This is a genomic window from Larkinella terrae, from assembly GCF_009668025.1.
In the GTDB taxonomy this organism is placed as follows: Bacteria; Bacteroidota; Bacteroidia; order Cytophagales; family Spirosomataceae; genus Larkinella; species Larkinella terrae.
The window spans coordinates 430,808-447,483 of record NZ_WJXZ01000014.1 but is presented as its reverse complement, the minus strand read 5'-3'; the positions used below and the strand labels follow the sequence as shown (position 1 = coordinate 447,483).

At 50.7% G+C, this 16,676-nt stretch carries 15 protein-coding genes; 13 read left to right on the top strand and 2 right to left on the bottom strand.

Annotated features, from left to right (window positions below; genetic code table 11):
- The first annotated feature begins 67 nt into the window (after positions 1 to 67).
- The 5 genes from GJJ30_RS23755 (at position 68) to GJJ30_RS23735 (ending at position 5,184) form a co-directional block, all read left to right on the top strand.
- On the top strand, positions 68 to 1,162 hold the full coding sequence (locus tag GJJ30_RS23755; RefSeq protein WP_229313380.1) for an AAA family ATPase: 1,095 nt from the start codon (positions 68 to 70) through the stop codon (positions 1,160 to 1,162).
- Positions 1,137 to 1,655 carry a hypothetical protein gene (locus tag GJJ30_RS23750; RefSeq protein ID WP_154177680.1) on the top strand — a complete coding sequence of 173 codons (519 nt, stop codon included), beginning with the start codon at positions 1,137 to 1,139 and terminating at the stop codon, positions 1,653 to 1,655. Before GJJ30_RS23755 ends, GJJ30_RS23750 begins: the two co-directional genes overlap by 26 nt.
- Positions 1,636 to 2,667: an SDR family NAD(P)-dependent oxidoreductase gene (locus GJJ30_RS23745; RefSeq protein ID WP_154177679.1), complete on the top strand. Its 1,032-nt coding sequence runs from the start codon at positions 1,636 to 1,638 to the stop codon at positions 2,665 to 2,667. The genes GJJ30_RS23750 and GJJ30_RS23745 overlap by 20 nt, the downstream gene beginning before the upstream one ends.
- A 182-nt stretch (positions 2,668 to 2,849) precedes the next feature.
- Positions 2,850 to 4,253: a tetratricopeptide repeat protein gene (locus GJJ30_RS23740; protein WP_154177678.1), complete on the top strand. Its 1,404-nt coding sequence runs from the start codon at positions 2,850 to 2,852 to the stop codon at positions 4,251 to 4,253.
- A gap of 145 nt (positions 4,254 to 4,398) precedes the next feature.
- A complete protein-coding gene (locus tag GJJ30_RS23735; RefSeq protein ID WP_154177677.1) occupies positions 4,399 to 5,184 on the top strand; it encodes a hypothetical protein in 786 nt (261 codons plus the stop codon).
- A gap of 8 nt (positions 5,185 to 5,192) precedes the next feature.
- Here the strand turns inward: GJJ30_RS23735 and GJJ30_RS23730 are convergent, their stop codons facing one another.
- Together GJJ30_RS23730 and GJJ30_RS23725 are read right to left on the bottom strand one after the other, a co-directional pair.
- Positions 5,193 to 6,059, bottom strand: coding sequence for a mechanosensitive ion channel family protein (locus tag GJJ30_RS23730; protein WP_154177676.1), 867 nt, complete (start codon positions 6,057 to 6,059; stop codon positions 5,193 to 5,195).
- An 89-nt stretch (positions 6,060 to 6,148) separates the two neighbouring features.
- The gene (locus GJJ30_RS23725; protein ID WP_154177675.1) at positions 6,149 to 7,144 is read right to left on the bottom strand and encodes a glycosyltransferase family 9 protein; all 996 of its coding nucleotides are present in this window, start codon (positions 7,142 to 7,144) and stop codon (positions 6,149 to 6,151) included.
- Positions 7,145 to 7,486: 342 nt separating this feature from the next.
- Between GJJ30_RS23725 and GJJ30_RS23720 the strand changes: the two genes are divergently transcribed.
- The 8 genes from GJJ30_RS23720 to GJJ30_RS23685 all read left to right on the top strand — a co-directional run bounded on the left by GJJ30_RS23720 (position 7,487) and on the right by GJJ30_RS23685 (position 16,675).
- Entirely contained in the window at positions 7,487 to 7,813 is a 327-nt protein-coding gene (locus GJJ30_RS23720; RefSeq protein WP_154177674.1) for a PadR family transcriptional regulator, read from the top strand.
- Positions 7,810 to 10,530 carry an FtsX-like permease family protein gene (locus GJJ30_RS23715; protein WP_310588374.1) on the top strand — a complete coding sequence of 907 codons (2,721 nt, stop codon included), beginning with the start codon at positions 7,810 to 7,812 and terminating at the stop codon, positions 10,528 to 10,530. Before GJJ30_RS23720 ends, GJJ30_RS23715 begins: the two co-directional genes overlap by 4 nt.
- Positions 10,531 to 10,831: 301 nt before the next feature.
- The gene (locus GJJ30_RS23710; RefSeq protein WP_154177673.1) at positions 10,832 to 11,179 is read left to right on the top strand and encodes a hypothetical protein; all 348 of its coding nucleotides are present in this window, start codon (positions 10,832 to 10,834) and stop codon (positions 11,177 to 11,179) included.
- Positions 11,180 to 11,377: 198 nt separating this feature from the next.
- Positions 11,378 to 12,625 carry a M16 family metallopeptidase gene (locus tag GJJ30_RS23705; protein ID WP_154177672.1) on the top strand — a complete coding sequence of 416 codons (1,248 nt, stop codon included), beginning with the start codon at positions 11,378 to 11,380 and terminating at the stop codon, positions 12,623 to 12,625.
- A 137-nt stretch (positions 12,626 to 12,762) separates the two neighbouring features.
- A complete protein-coding gene (locus tag GJJ30_RS23700) occupies positions 12,763 to 13,428 on the top strand; it encodes an O-methyltransferase (protein ID WP_154177671.1) in 666 nt (221 codons plus the stop codon).
- A gap of 6 nt (positions 13,429 to 13,434) precedes the next feature.
- Positions 13,435 to 15,759: a LysM peptidoglycan-binding domain-containing protein gene (locus tag GJJ30_RS23695; RefSeq protein ID WP_154177670.1), complete on the top strand. Its 2,325-nt coding sequence runs from the start codon at positions 13,435 to 13,437 to the stop codon at positions 15,757 to 15,759.
- 12 nt (positions 15,760 to 15,771) lie between these two features.
- The gene (locus GJJ30_RS23690; RefSeq protein ID WP_154177669.1) at positions 15,772 to 16,335 is read left to right on the top strand and encodes a DUF3109 family protein; all 564 of its coding nucleotides are present in this window, start codon (positions 15,772 to 15,774) and stop codon (positions 16,333 to 16,335) included.
- Between the two features lie 13 nt (positions 16,336 to 16,348).
- Positions 16,349 to 16,675 carry an MGMT family protein gene (locus GJJ30_RS23685; protein WP_154178708.1) on the top strand — a complete coding sequence of 109 codons (327 nt, stop codon included), beginning with the start codon at positions 16,349 to 16,351 and terminating at the stop codon, positions 16,673 to 16,675.
- Position 16,676: the final 1 nt, after the last annotated feature.

Below are 16,676 nucleotides of genomic sequence, written 5' to 3'. Positions count from 1 at the left end.
GCAAATCGGCGGTAAACGTTGTTATGTTTACGCAAATGCTCGCGAACGGGCGGTTATGGATAATAACATGGAAAGCACGACAAATTTCCTGAACTGGGTTGAAATCAAAAACTTCAAGTCGATCAAGGACCTGCGGCTCGACTGCAAGCGGGTAAACGTCTTCATCGGCAAACCGAACGTCGGGAAATCGAATATTCTGGAAGCGCTGGGGTTGTTGGGAGCGGAATATAGTATAGGATCTTTTTTAAACGGTTTTGTCCGCTATGAAGATTTAAAACATATATTTTATGACAATGATGCGACACAACTTATTCAAATTATAACTGACAATGAAGCTGCCCTTTTACTTAGATTGAATAGTTTAGATGAATCTGGGGTGAAATACAACTATTTCAGAGCCGAAAGCAATAGGCTCCAATCAATAATAAGACAATTTGCCTTTGAACTCACCGATGATTTACATATGACTGCATTACATAAATTCACTCTAAAGCAGAACGGTGAATTTATCAGTAAAACAAATAATGTAGCTCCATTTCAAAATCTTAGTAATATCAAAAAATACGATTTTGATAACTTAACCAAATTTGAAAATCTATTTTCCAGCTTTCTATTACCTCCTCAAGGGCCAAATCTATATGAGGTGGTCAGAAGGAATAAAGATTTATGGAGCGAGTTTGCACAGTTATTCACTGAACAGCAATTAGAACTTGTCTTATTCGACGCAAAGCAAGAGTTTATCCTACAGAAAAAGGAAGGACCGTACGTTACTCAATATCCTTTTTTCTCAATAGCCGACACCTTCCGGCGGTTTATGTTTTATATAACTGCCATTGAATCAAACAAGGATTCAGTAATTGTCCTGGAAGAACCCGAAGTTCATTCGTTTCCTCCTTATACGCAGGAGTTGGCATACCGAATGATTTACAGCACTGAAAATCAGTTCTTTATTTCAACGCATAGCCCATACCTGCTGCATACCTTTATTGAAAATTTTGAAGAAGACCAACTGAACGTCTTTGTAACATACTACGAAAACTATGAAACCAAAGTACATGCGCTGACGACTGAAGATCTGCGTCATATTCTTGATTTCAGTACGGATGTCTTCTTTAACCTGGACAAATTTATCCCCAATGCCGGACGTTCTGTTTCTGCCTGAGTGCTTTGCAGATACGGCACTGGTAACACTGCTTCTTCCATCTGCTACTGTAATTGACCATAGTTTTGGTGTCCACAATGTTGTAAAAGCAATGAAAAGCGCATCCATAAATCAACCAACCTATAAAATCGTTGGAATAATTGATCGGGATGTGACCTACAAACCTAAGTATAGACCTCCTTATTTTGATGATTTCACATTCAATCAGGCTATCAATAGAATAACATGTGGAAAGAAAACCGGCACAGATCAACATCTCATAATGTTGGATAAAGCCGTTGATTCGTTTCTACTCTGGAATGCGAATGAAGTGAGTATTGATGTCGCTAATTATGGATTCAGCCCGGAACTTCGCGAATTTTGTAAATCCGTAAAACGAACTACCATTGGCTCAGACCCCAACTACCTTCAACTCCTCACCGAACTCAAAAACCGCCAGGCACCCGGTTTTATTACCCTAGAAAACATTCTGAATGACTTCCTCACAACCTGATATCACCCTCGTCACCGGCGCCAACGGCCTCATCGGCAGTCACATCATCCGGCGATACCTCGACGCGGGGCTGAAAGTGGCCGCGCTCAGGCGTGCCGACAGCGACCTGCATCTGGTGACCGATATTAAAAACCGCGTAACCTGGCTCGAAGGCGATATTCTGGATATTCCGGCCCTGGAAGAAGCGCTCCAGACGGCGCTGGCCCACGGCACGGTGGATGTGGTGCACGTGGCCGCCATGATTTCCTATTCGCCGAAAGACCGGGATCGCATGGACAAGGTCAATGTGGAAGGAACCGCTAATGTGGTAAACACCTGCCTGGCAAAAGGCGTCCGGAAGCTCGGTTACGTCAGTTCAGTGGCTGCCGTGGGTCGCCCGGCCATCAAGGGAGATGCGGCAACCGCGACCATCGTAATCGATGAGGAGCAGCGCTGGGAAGAATCTCCCCAGAATTCGTTTTACGGCCAAACCAAATACCGCGCCGAACTGGAGGTCTGGCGGGGTGTGGCCGAAGGACTCGACGCCGTGATTGTCAATCCGGCGCTGGTGCTGGGCGAGGGCGACTGGACGCGGAGCAGCACGCAGCTTTTTAAATACGCTTTCGACGAAAAACCGTTTTATCCGGCCGGAATTGTCAACCTGGTGGATGTGCGCGACGTGGCCGAAGCGGTTTTTCAGTTGATGCAGAGCGACATTACGGCGGAACGCTTTATTCTAAGCGCCCAAAGCCTGCCGTATAAAACCTTTCTGGATAAACTGGCGGATGCGCTGGAAAAGAAAAGACCCCGGTATCGCGTCTCCCCCAAACTCACGCAATTGCTCTGGCCGCTGGAGGCCGTCCGTTCCTGGTTTACGGGCAAGGCTCCGCTGATTACGCGCGAAACCGCCCGGTCGGCTTCGGGCTCCTACCAGTATAACGGGCAGAAGATCGAAAACCGGCTCCCGTTCCGGTACCGCAAAATCGACGAAACGATTCAACGGATTTCTGTGTTTTTCAAACAAAAGCAGTGACCCCGGCCCGCGAATCCGATCTAAATTCCTGAGCGCCAATTCATGCGAAAAACCGCCTGAAACCACTGCCTACATTTTTTGCTGGAATACTTGCAGAATAGATTATTAGTTGTATATTTCTACTACATTTCCACGCTGAATAGTGGTGTATAGTATATACGTAACCCCTGTACGAAGTGAATATGGAGCAAGAGTTTGAGGAAAGAGAAAGCGAAATAAAGGCCTCGTTACAGCGATTTGAGAGTATGCTGAATGGCTCCGAAAACCAGTTCTTTGATCTGGATGTCTACGAGCAGATGGTCGAGCATTACATGGAAGAGGGCGACCTCGACAAGGCCATGAAAGCGTGCGAAGCCGGACTCGACAATTTCCCCTACTCGCTGGAATTGATGCTGGACAAAGCCCAGTTATTGGCCACCAACGGCAAGTATGAAACCGCCCTGAATCTGCTCGACAGAGCCGCCCTGTATAATCCCAGTGACCCGGATATTCAGTACATGCAGGGGACCATCAGCAACCTGGCCGGTAATTACGAACAATCCATCGAGATTCTGACGGATTTGCTGGAAACCGCCGACGACAAGGACGACATTCACTTCCAGATTGGGCAAACGTACCAGAACTGGGGGAAATACGGACAGGCCATCGAGAGTTACAAGACGTCGATCAATTACAACATCAACAACGAAAATTCCCTGTACGAGCTGGCGTTTTGCCTCGATCTGATGGGCGAGTTGGAAAATAGTCTGGATTATTACCAGCAGTTGATCGACCGCGATCCGTATTCGCACAATGCCTGGTACAATATCGGGATTGCCTACAGCAAACTTAACCGCTACAAAGACGCGGCCGAAGCCTACGATTACGCGACCATTATCAAGGAAGATTTTGCGTCGGCCTACTTCAATCTGGGCAACACCTACATGAACCTGGGCGAATTTGTGAAGGCCGAAGAAGCCTACCGGAATACGCTGAAATACGAAGAAGCGACGCCCGAAACGTATTGTTACCTGGGCGCCAGTCTGGAGAAACAAAACCGCTTCGGCGAAGCCATCACCCGCTACCGCGACGCCGTTCACCTGGACAAATTGTGGGACGAAGGCTATTACGGCATCGGCGTCTGTCTGAGCGAACTGGGCAAGTGGCACGAATCCATTCCGTTTTTGCGGAAAGCGCTGAAACTGAACGAAAAAAATGCCGAATACTGGCTCGCACTGGCCGAAACCGAATACAAATTAGGAAACGGCGTGTCGAGTATCGAAGCGTTTGAAAAAGCCGTGGAAGCCGATCCGACCAATGTGGACGTCTATTTGCAGTGGTCGCTGGTGCTGTTCGATCAGGGCGACTTTACCCGGGCGCACGAAATCATTGAAATGGGCATCGAAGAGCTGCCGCAGGAAGCCGATTTATACTACCGGGCCGTCATTTACCTGATTCACGCCGGAATGTATCGCGAAGCCCTGGTCAGCCTGGAAGCGGCTTTAACGCTCAATTACGACCTGCACATTCAATTGTTTGATTTTTTTCCGGAGCTGGAAAAACAGAAAGCGCTCTACAAAATCATCGAGCAATACCGTAAAAACTAAATCGACATTTCTTTTTAAAAGCCGCTCTTTCAGGGTGGCTTTTTTTACGGGCATAGTTTTTGCAATCGACTCGTAAACCTTATTCTTCTCCAGCGTTATGCAAAAAAAGTTTTGTTCCTTCTTTTTTTTCAGCTTAGTAATCGGCTTGATCAGTATTCAACCGGCGGTTGCCCAGAATCGACTCAAACGAATCACCTATTCCGACGGGAGCGTCCGGCAGTTTTCGTACGATGCCAAAGGCAAACTGATTAAAGAAGAACTGACCCGCGAACAAACGCCACTCAGCCAGATTCAGCATGGTTACAGCACCGGCGGGAAACTGGCCACTTATTCGATGCAATACCAAAATCCCGAAACCCCCTGGAACTACGGTTTTTCGGAACAATATAATTACAGCGCGGAAGGCCGCCTGAATTCAAAAGAACGCTACCTGCTCCGCCAGGGAAATTCGGTGGCCAAGCCGGGCAAATCGCTCTTTTTTTCCGATTCACTTCTCTACAATGCCGCCGGTCAGATTGTAGGCCGTCAGCGGTATACCTACGCCGTACGGGGCGAAACCGCCGGAACGTCGCCCATCACGCTGAGCAACACCCAATACCGGTACGATACAGGCGGTAATCTGATTGAAGAAACCGTGACGACCACTCCCCTGCAACGGAGTACGGCCGCCAGCACCACAACGCGCCGGATCGTGTATGAATACGACAGCAAGCCGAATCCGTATAACCTGGCCGATTGCCCGATTTTCGATCAGGCGAGCTGGTCAAAAAACAATTGCATCCGAGCATCGACTTATCAGGTCGAAGCGGGAAAACTGACGAAACCGTCCGTGACCGAATACCGCTACGTTTACGATAACAACCTGCCCGTCAGACGCGTACAAGCCGACAATGCAACGGTTATGGAAACGTACGAATACGAAACTTATTAACGGAAAAGTTATTCGGAAGCGTGAGTTGACCGCTTTTTGAGGTCGTACGTATGCGCTGGAAACAGCATCAGCACGTCGTTTTCGTCAAAGGCCTTCTTCACGGCTTTGATGGCTTCGCTCAGCGCCTTGTTGGCGTCGGCTTTGGTGGGATCGATCCAGAACCAAATCAGAAACTGGAACATTTCGAGCGAAACGCCCTTGTAATGCATTTCAACCGGCTTGTCTTTCCGGATAAACGGCAGCGCCTTCACGGCCGTAATGGCCACCTGCTGGGCTTTGCTCAGATCATCAAGGTGCGAAACGCCCGCCGTTAGCTCGATTCGCCGTTCGCCCGACCGCGAAAAATTGGTGATGGGTTTCTGAAAAACGTCTTTACTCGGAATTTCGATGGTTTGCCCCGCTGAATTATCCAGCACAATCGAGCGCAGTTTGATGCTGACAACCCGCCCCTGAAAACCGTTCGTATCCACCACGTCACCGACTTCAATGGGCCGCTGAAGCGCAATGATCGTACCCGAAATGAAGTTGGCCGTCAGATCCTGAAAGGCAAAACCGATCGCCAGCGCCAGAACGCCAGCACCCGCCAGCAGGGAGGCTACGGTTTTTTCGAGGCCCAGTACGTCCAGTGCAATAAAGATTCCCAGGGCCATTACTGCCAGTTGGGAGACGGTGCCGGTCAGGTTGATGAGCGATAAATTGTTGCTAAACCGGTCGAAACCCCGCACCACCAGCCGACGAAAATACCGGGAAACAAAATTAAAAACCAGTATCACCAGAATGGCCACCGCCAGATTCGGCAACGAGATCACGGCGGCTTTGGCCCAACTTTCCAGGCGCTCGAAGATGAGTCGCACGACTTCTCCTAAATTCAGCATAGGCGCAAAATACGACAATAAATACGGTAAAAACCGGGAATGCACCGGATGTGTTTCAGCAGTTGGGCCAGGGAGCAGGCAATCGGTTGTTAAGGCAGCTTCTCCATCAATTGCTGCGTCCGAATGCCGTAAGCGCATTGGAAATGCCCCAGCGGACATTCCGGACGCCCGTGCAGGCCGCAGGGTCGGCATTCGAGAATCTCCTCAATTTCAACCAGATGTGACTCATCGGCCAGCGGACCAAATCCAAATTGGGGAATGGTTGAGCAAAAAATGGCCGTTGTTGGCGCATTCACCGCCGACGCCAGGTGCATCGGCGCCGAGTCGTTGACGAAATTCATCTGCGCACCTTTCATTAAAGCGGCCGATTCCAGAAACGACAATTGGCCGGCCAGATTCACCACGCGCTTGCTATTCACGTTCTGTCGGATTCGGTCAATGGCGTTCGAATCTGCCGGTGCGCCCAGCATATAAACCGTTAAATGATCCGGTAATTGCCGCAGAAATTCCACCCATTTTTCTTCGGGATACTGTTTTGTAAACCAGACTGACGTGGGCGCAATGCAGAGGTACGATTTATTCTGATACGGTTTGACCCGGTTGATATCTTCCGTCGATGGATAGAGTCGGGGTTTCAGTGCGGACCGGTTGGTGAACCAACTGACCAATTCCGTATTGCGGTCAATTTCGTGAATATCGGGCGCAATCCGGTGCTCGACCCGGCGGGTAAAAAACCGGGAAAACGGATTTTTATCAAAACCAATGGTTTCGACGGCTCCCGATAAGGCCGTCAACAATCCGGTTGCCCCAAACCGCTGAAGATTAATGATTTTGTCGTACCGGCGCGGACGAATGATCCGGATCAAACGCAGCAAATCGCGGTATTTATTCTTTTTTTTGTCCCAAATCAGGACTTCATTCAAATAAGGATGGTTTTTCAGTAGACCTTCATTGCCTTTCCGAAGCAGCAAATCGATGGTGGCATCCGGAAAATGAAAATGAAGTTTTTCAACCAGTGAAGTGGCCAGGATGACATCGCCGATAAAAGCGGTTTGGACAATAAGAAACCGGTGCGGCTTGTTCATTTAGCAAGGTTAAGGACAGCTTTACAACTCAGCAAGTTAATCAGTTCAATAGTATATAAAAAAAACGTTGAGTCCAAAAGCCGGAAACGGTATTCTTCTACTGAACTCATCTTTTTTAGGGTTTCAATCAAAAAACCGGCTGGTAGTGTAGTTGGCACATAGGGTCATTATTTCAACTATTTATCACTCGTTCCATCTGTCCATTACTGTACAAACCGCTGTCCGTTTCTGGACATTCGTTCGATTTCCGACGTGCAAAAAACTGCCTGCTTTTGCCGAAAAGCCGGTATTGCAATTTTGGCAAGGCATTTGTTTAGCAAATAACAAGAAAATAAAACAGTCATGGGTCGACCGTATCTGGGCGAATTTGAAGAACTGGTTTTACTGGCCGTTGCCGTCCTCGACGGTGCGGCTTACGGCGTCACGATTGCGGCCGAACTCAAGCAGCGCACGGACCGGATCATCAGCCTGAGCGGGGTGCACATTGCGCTCTATCGGCTGGAGGAGAAAGGCTTCGTGAAATCGGAATTAGGCGGAGCCACGGCCGCCCGCGGAGGTCGGCGGAAACGGTTATTCGGCATTACGGCGGCTGGCAAACAAACGCTGGGCGAGATGCGGCAGGTGCGCAACGAACTCTGGGATTCCATTCCTAACCCGTCTTGGTCGTGAACAGAAATCCGCAACCACCGGCCTGGGCCGATCGTCTGCTAAAAGCATTCTGCCCGCCTTACCTCCTGGAAGAACTGCTGGGCGATCTGCACGAGCAATTCGAAGATCACGTTCAGGAAGTCGGCGTGTCCAAAGCCCGCCGGTTTTACGTCCTGGAAGTCATCAAGTTCTGCCGCCCTTATTTCCTGAAACGCCGGGCCGCCCACCTGAAAAAACCGGTTTCAAAAACCGCTCAACCGTATCCATCGAACTCCCATCATCAACCTCACTTTCTCCATCCCGACATGCTCCGTAATTACTTAAAAATCGCTTTTCGTAATCTCTGGAAAAGCAAAGGCTATGCCGCCATCAACGTCGTTGGGCTTTCGGTGGCGTTCTGCGTCTGTGTTTTCCTGTTTTTTACGTCCTACCTGCAGTTGACCTACGATTCCATGCATCAGGATGGTGACCGGATTTACCAGACATATATTTTCTCAAACAACCCGGACAAGGCGACCCGAAACGGTCAGATGCCCATGCCGTTTACGCCCGCTCTCAAGGCCGATTATCCCGAGCTGGAAGCCGCAACCCGAATTGCGAGCGGCCGGAAAAGCCTGGTTGAAGCCAAAGGCAAGTATTTCGATAAGATGCTGCTGCAAACCGACCCGGACTTTCTGAAGATTTTTTCATTTCCGTTGATCAGGGGAAACCGGGACATCGCGCTTCGAGACCTCAGCAGCATCGTTCTGAGTGAAAACATGGCGATGACCATTTTTGGCACCGAAAACCCGATGGGAAAAACCGTGCTGGTGGGCCGCGATGCCGATCAGAAGCAGTACGTGGTCACCGGCGTCATCGGCGATCCCCCCTACAACAACTCGTCGATTCAGTACGATGCCCTCATTCGAATTGAAAGTTTGCCTGGTTATCAGGCAGGTAAAGATAATTGGGATGCTTATTTTTATACCACTTACGTAAAATTACCGCCCCAGATCGATCAGGCGACGTTTGAAAACCGCCTGAAACCGTTTGCCCAGAAATACTTCCCGCGCGCACTGGAGGAGCTTAAAAAGAAAAAAGCCCAGCCCGACCAACGGGGCGATATGCTCGCCGTCCGGTTGCAAAAACTTGCCAATGTGCATTTCGACCGGGAAATTTCCAACGGAAGAGGGGCCCCGATTGCCATTGTTTACACGCTCTTGGGCATGGCCTTTTTTATTCTGCTGATTGCCTGCATCAATTTCATCAACCTGAGCATCGCCCGGTCGTTCACCCGCGCCCGGGAGGTTGGGGTCCGAAAATCGTTGGGTGCGCTCAAAAACCAGCTTTTTGCCCAGATCTGGGGCGAATCGACCGTCCTCTGCCTGATCGGTTTTCTGGTGGGATTGCTCCTCACGTATCTCCTGATGCCTCAGTTCAATGCGACCTTCGGTGGTCGACTGAAACTGGAATACATGTTCAAACCCGGTTTTCTGGGTATGATTGCCGGGGTATTTGCGCTCGTTACCCTCATCGCCGGAGGGTACCCGGCCTGGCAAATGGCGAAGTTCAACGCGGTGGAAGTGCTGAAAGGCAAACTGTCGATGAAGCGGCCCGGCATTTTACGCAACTCCCTGATCGTTACGCAATTCGCAATGTCGTGTCTGCTGGCCTGTTGCACCATTATTGCCGCCCAGCAGGTGGATTACCTGCGCACCCGGCCACTCGGTTTTGAAAAAGAACAGGTGATCAGCATTCCGGTGGGCAATCAGGTAGATGGGCGGCAGGTGCTCGGGCGCTTGCGGAACAAACTGGCAAATGATCCTTCGGTACTGGCCGTAACGGGTACCAGCGTAAACATCGGCAAGGGGAAAGACCGGGTCAGTTCGCGCACTTCCGTTGGCTTTAAATACAAGGGAAAAGATGTCAGCTCGGACCAATTGCTGGTCGATTATGATTACCTTAAAACCCTGAATATAAAGCCGCTGGCTGGCCGCGATTTTAGCCGCTCCTACTCGACGGATTCGATTAAACGGGTTATTATTACCGAAAGCATGGCTAAAATGCTGGGGGAACCCAATCCGGTTGGCCTGTTTCTGGGCGACGATGGAGACTCCACCAATACCAAATCGGAAATTATCGGGGTCATTCCGGATTTCCATTTGTATTCCCTGGCCGACAACAAGCAGCCCATTACGCTGCACATTTCCCATTCAGAAACCATTCACTACATCTTCGTCCGCGTCACTCCGCAGAGTCTGGCGGGCTCGATTGAGAAGCTGAAAACCGTCTGGCAGGAAGTGGCTCCGCAGTCGGAATTTATCGGTTCGTTCATGGATGAAAACGTCGATGCCTGGTACCAGAACGAGGAACAAATGGCCAAAATATGCAGTCTGGCGTCTGGAATTGCCATTTTGTTATCCTGCCTGGGGCTGTTTGCCGTCGCGATGATGGTGATCGAACAGCGGACGAAAGAGATCGGAATCCGGAAAGTGATGGGTGCCAGCATCCCGAACATCATCGTGGTACTGTCGCGCGATTTTGTCAAACTGGTGCTGATTGCCCTCCTGATCGCCCTGCCAATTGCCTGGTTTCTGATGAATACGTGGCTGGACAATTACCTGGTGCGGATTCAGATCAGTTTCTGGGTATTCATCGGTGTGAGTCTGTCCGCCGTTCTGATTGCGCTGGCCACAGTCAGTTTCCAAACCATCAAAGCCGCGCTGGTGAACCCGGTGAAGTCACTGCGTTCCGAATAATTAACAATTAACAATGAATAATTAACGATTAGTACTGTACGAAAGATTTAAAACCGGTTGGTAAAACGGACTTTTACTTCCATTTTATTCGGCTGCGGTTTTGTACACACCTTCATTAATTGAATAAAAATAGCATTTGTAAGCGGAAGTTTTATCCCAACATCCAAAGAATATTCGGGTAAAACCAATCCTTTGTACAGTACTAATTAACAAATGAATAATGAACATTGGATGTCGACAGTGTCTGTTCATTATTAATTATTCATTGTTCATTTTTTAAAGATTGTTCATTTTTTAAAACATGAAAACGCTCCTGCTTGCTTTCTTATTAATTATTGGCCCGCTTGCTATGGCCCATACCGTGCTGCAAACCCGGTTGGTCGACAACGGACAAACGCTCTCGATCCGGATTAACGGACATCAGGATGGCCGCAAAATCCAGTTCGATCGCACCTTCGACATTTCGAACCGCAATGTTCTGGAGAAAGAGATGATCAAATACCGGGCGTTTCAATCCGTCGGCCTGACGCTGCCGCCCAACGAAATGCCCTGGCTGTTGTCATCGGCGCTGGGCTTAGTTGTCGTTGCCGGTACGGTGTTGGTGCTGCGGTTTCAGAAGGTAAAACCGGTTGGATTGAAGCCGCTATAAAATTGGAGTAAGAGTTTCTTACGAAAAAAGCATCGCCGGACAAGCGGTGCTTTTTCTTTCTCACCGTTTGCGTATTCAGTTGTATTGCGATGAACTAATCTTTGATTAAATTTAGTTCTTTATTCTATACCCGCAGTCACAAAACCGCCGGTATCGATTGTCATTAGACCCCGTGATGCAAAACAGGGTTGGAAACGAATGGAAGATTACGAAGTTTATACGTTACCGAACGGAATCCGGATTGTTCATAAACAAGTACCGCATACCCAAATTGCCCACTGCGGCATCATGCTCGACATTGGCAGCCGCGACGAACTCCCCCAGCAGGAAGGTCTGGCCCATTTCTGGGAACACATGGCGTTCAAGGGCACCAAAAAACGCAAATCCTTTCACATCATCAACCGGCTCGAAACCGTTGGGGGTGAGTTAAACGCCTATACGACCAAGGAAAAAGTCTGCTTTCACGCGTCGGTTCTGGGCCTGCATTTCGAAAAAGCGACGGAATTGCTGGCCGATATTGCCTTTCATTCGGTGTTTCCCGAAAAGCAGATCGAGAAAGAGCGGAGCGTCATTCTGGAAGAAATGGCGATGTACTACGACTCGCCGGAAGATGCCCTGCAGGACGATTTCGATCAGGTGGTTTTCAAAAATCACCCGCTGGGCGGCAACATCCTCGGCACGCCCGAAACCGTCCGCTCGTTCACCCGCGAGCAGCTCCAGCAGTTTATCGGCGAAAATCTGAACACCGAGCAGGTGGTTTTTTCGTCGGTGAGCAACATGCCGTTCAGCAAGGTCAAAAAAATTGCCGCCAAATATTTGAGCGACATTCCGCACCGGACCTCGGAACGGAAACGGTTGGCGCCCGAAAACTACGAACCGCAACGCGTGACGGTTGAGCGACCCATCACGCAGGCCCAATGCGCCATCGGTCGCCCGTCGTACGCCCTGACCGATTCGCGCCGGTTGCCGTTTTTCATGCTGGTCAACCTGCTTGGTGGGCCGGGTATGAACTCGCGCCTGAATATGAACCTGCGCGAAAAATACGGACTGGTTTATTCGGTCGAAGCCAGCTACACGCCATTTCTGGATACTGGTTTTCTGGGAATTTATTTCGGTACCGACCAGAAACACCTCGACCGGAGCAACGCCCTCATCAGCCGCGAACTGAAGGGATTGCGCGAAAAAACGCTCACGAAGCTTCAACTGCACAACACCAAAGAGCAGTTGATGGGACAGTTGGCCATGTCGGAAGAGAGCAACCAGAGTTTCATGCTCACGATGGGAAAAAGCATTCTGGACACCGGTAAACTGGATTCGCTGGAAGAAATTTTCAACGAAATCCGGCAGGTCGATGCCGGTTTGCTGCAGGAGCTGGCCAACGAGATGTTCGACGAAAACCGCCTGAGCTACCTGACCTTCCTGCCCGAACCGGATGAGGACGAGTAACATCATTCTTTCCTTTTCGCAAACTTTCACCGGAACAATTATAAAATAGTCCCGACTCATTCCCGTTAACAGAATAGTCGTATTTTTACATTACTACCGGTTTTATTTTCATCTGCCTAAATCCACGGTTACCAGGCATGGATTTTTTGCCACCTGACATTTCAGCTTATTCCGAAGCGCACACCTCGCCCGAAAGTGAATTGCTGCGCCAGCTCAACCGCAATACCCGCGCCCGGATGCTCTATCCCCGGATGTTGTCGGGCCACTTGCAGGGACGGACACTTTCGATGTTTTCCCGGATGCTTCGCCCCCGCCGGATTCTCGAAATCGGCACGTTTACCGGGTATTCTGCCCTTTGCCTGGCCGAAGGACTTGCCGACGATGGCGTGCTGATTACCCTTGAAAAAGACGACGAACTGGAAAGTTTCATCCGCTCGTACTGGAATCAGTCGCCGGTCGGTCATCGGATCGATCTGCGGCTGGGAATTGCCACCGAACTGATCCCCGAAATTGATGGGCCGTTCGACCTGGTTTTTATTGACGCCGATAAGGAAAATTATAGTCGGTACTACGATCTGGTTTTCGACAAAGTGCGAACCGGTGGCATTATTTTAGCTGACAATGTATTGTGGAGCGGGAAGGTTGTGCAGCCGATTGGTGCCGGACGAACCGCAGCCGAACGAAGGGCCGACAAAGACACGCAAGCTGTGCTTGATTTTAACCGCAAAGTCAGTGAAGATCCGCGCGTCGAGCAGGTTCTGTTACCCGTTCGGGACGGTTTAATGATGATTTACAAACAATAACAGCGTATGAAAAAGAGCCTATTGACTCTCTCCTTTCTTCTTTTCGTTACCCATTCTCCCCTCTTTGCCGAAAATCCCCCGATCCCGGCCGACGTTCCGGAATCCATTCAGTTTGCCGATCTGAACGTGCGCTTCGACGAAAGTGCGCGCCGGATTATCCGACAAGACATTACCTCGCTGGTGCAGTCCAACAAGAAATACTGGGAAGCCAAACTGGACCGCGTCGTGCTTTATTTTCCCCTGATTGAATCCATTCTGGCCGAGGAACAGGTGCCGGTCGATCTGAAATACCTGGCGGTTCAGGAAAGCTCGTTAACACCCGATGCGGTTTCGGCTTCGACCGCCGTGGGGTACTGGCAGTTCAAGAAAGAAACCGCTACCGATCACGGCATGCGCGTCGATGACGAGGTCGACGAACGCAAAAGCATCGTGGCCTCTACCCACGGCGCAGCCCGGTATTTTAAGCGGAACAACACGGTTTATAACAACTGGGTAGCTTCCCTGTTTTCGTACTACCTCGGTACCACCGGCGTCAGCAAGCTGATTCCAGCGGAATGGTCGTACGCCCGGGAAATTACGCTGGACGACAAAACCGACCGGTATATTCTCCGCTTTTTTGCCCATAAAATTGCCTTTGAAAGCGTTCTGCCGACCTACCGGACTGCCAATCCGATTGCGCTGGTGGAATATCCCTACGGGAGCGGAAAAAGTGTTGCGCAGGTATCGCAGGACCTGAAAATCAGCGATGTAGAAATCCGCAAATACAACCGCTGGATTCTGGGCGACGACATTCCTGCCGACAAAGAATACGTGCTGGCAATTCCGGCAACGGGCGATCAGGTGGCCGCCCTCCGGCGTCAGGTGCAGAAAACCCGGGCGACGACTCCAACCAAAGCGCCAGTTCCGGCACCGGTTTTGGCCAGATATGATACGGGTTACCCAATCTTACGAAAAGTAAATTACTCGAAAGGCAAACCGGATGTGGTGCTCTATGAGATCAACGGACTTCCGGGGATTCAGGCGCTGGCGGGCGACAATGCCTCGACGCTGGCGCGCAAAGCCCGCGTCAGCATGTCGAGCTTTTTGCGCTACAATGACATGAGCGACCGCGATCCGATTACGGAAAACGAGGTCTATTACCTGGCGAAAAAAATGCGCAAGGCGGCTGTGCCGTACCACAATGTTCGGGAAGGCGAAAACGTGCAGAGCATTTCGCAGATGTACGGAATCCGGCTGAAGAAACTCCTGCGCTACAACCGCATGGATCGTACGGACCGGCTGCAGGTAGGCCGGGTGATGTGGCTGCGCGAACGCCGTCCGGGTAACAAACCAATAGAAATCATCAAAACGCCGACCACCCCAGCACCGTCGTCGCAGCCCATTGCCAATCAACCGGTTTCCGGTCCGAGCGACTCCCGCTTGAGTCAGTCATCTTCCACGGATCGTCCGGCAAATAGCATTCCCAAAAATGCGTCGGAGCGAAAAATGTATTCTCCCAAACTGGTTGAATCAAAAGATTCCCCAGCCGTTACCAGCCCGGCTCCGGTAACGCCAGCGGAATCGCGGGTTGCAACAACCACTCCCCCAGCAACCAGCCAACCCGTTGATAGTCCGGCCAATACAATGACAAAACCGCCGGTTTCGTCCGAGCCAGCAAGCACGCCAACCGTGACCACGCAAAACGCCGGCAACACGCAGCGGGTGGTGATTGTCCGTCCGGAAAATTCATCAAGTTCAAAATCCGACTGGGATGTTACGCCGACGCGAACGACCTCCACGGCTCCAACGACAACGGCAAAACGACCCGCGGAACGCAAACCGGTCGAATCAGGCCAGACACAAACATCGGCACCGGTAACCGCCAGCGCCAAACGGCCGGTAACCGAGTCCGTGGAAGAGCCAGCCGTGACCCGTTCAACGCCGGTATCCGCCCCCAGCCGAACCACCAGCGCGAGTTCCCGCTCCTTGACCCATAAGGTAGAACCGGGCCAAACGTATTACAGCATTTCCCGGTTGTACAATGTTACCGTCGATGAGTTACTCCAATGGAACCGCCTGACACAGAACGACAAACTGGCGGTTGGCCAATCGCTCGTTATCAAGGGCGAGGGCGGTAGCGAGGTATCCAAAAGTCGGCCGGCCGCATCCGGAAGTCCGGCGGTTGATCCGAAGGTTTCGGAAGAAATTGTCTATCACACGGTGCAAAAAGGAGAAACCATGTTCGGAATCTCGCGGAAATACGGCGTCTCGGTTGATCAGATTCAAAACTGGAACCAGTTATCGGGCGCCAGTGTAAACATAGGTCAGCAATTGAAAATAATTAAGAAATAAGGTTCATAACGGATGATACTCATTGACAATACCTGCATCAGCGACGACGTTGCCGAGAAATTTTTCGTCTGTAATCTGGAAAAATGCAAGGGCGCCTGCTGTGTCGAAGGGGATCTGGGGGCGCCACTCGAAAAATCGGAGTTACCCATTCTGGACGAAATTTATCCGCTGGTAAAACCGTATCTGATGCCCGAGGGCATTAAAGCCATTGAAAAACACGGCCTTTACGAATCCGACGACGATGGCGGTTTTGTGACCACGACCATCGAAGGGCGCGAGTGTGTATTTGCCAATTACGATAAGCGCGGCATTCTGAAGTGCGGCATCGAAGCCGCCTACAACGACGGCAAAGTTGATTTCAAGAAACCCATTTCGTGCCACCTTTACCCGATTCGAATCACCAAATACGACAGTTTTCACGCGCTCAATTACGACCGCTGGCCCATTTGCAGCCCGGCCTGCAGCTTCGGCGAACAATTGGGAGTGGAAGTTTACAAGTTCCTGAAAGAACCGCTGATCCGCATGTACGGGCCGGACTGGTACGGCGAACTGGTGAAGGAAATTGAAGACAAATAAGGCTGCGGGGTCGATGGAACAGCGCGATTACTTTGAGGATGTCTACGAAGTCGTCCGGCTGATTCCGCCGGGGCGCGTAACGACCTACGGCGCGATTGCCCGGTACCTGGGTCTGCGGGCGGGGGCGCGAATGGTCGGCTGGGCCATGAATGCCGCTCACGGGCGCGATGTACCCGCCCACCGGGTTGTCAACCGCATCGGCGTTTTATCAGGAAAACATTTTTTTGGGAGCCCGACGGCGATGGCGGATTTATTAATGGCCGAAGGGATTCCGGTAAAAGACGACCGGGTTGTGCAGTTTAAGCAGTTGCTTTGGGACCCGACGACGGAATTGGAATAAT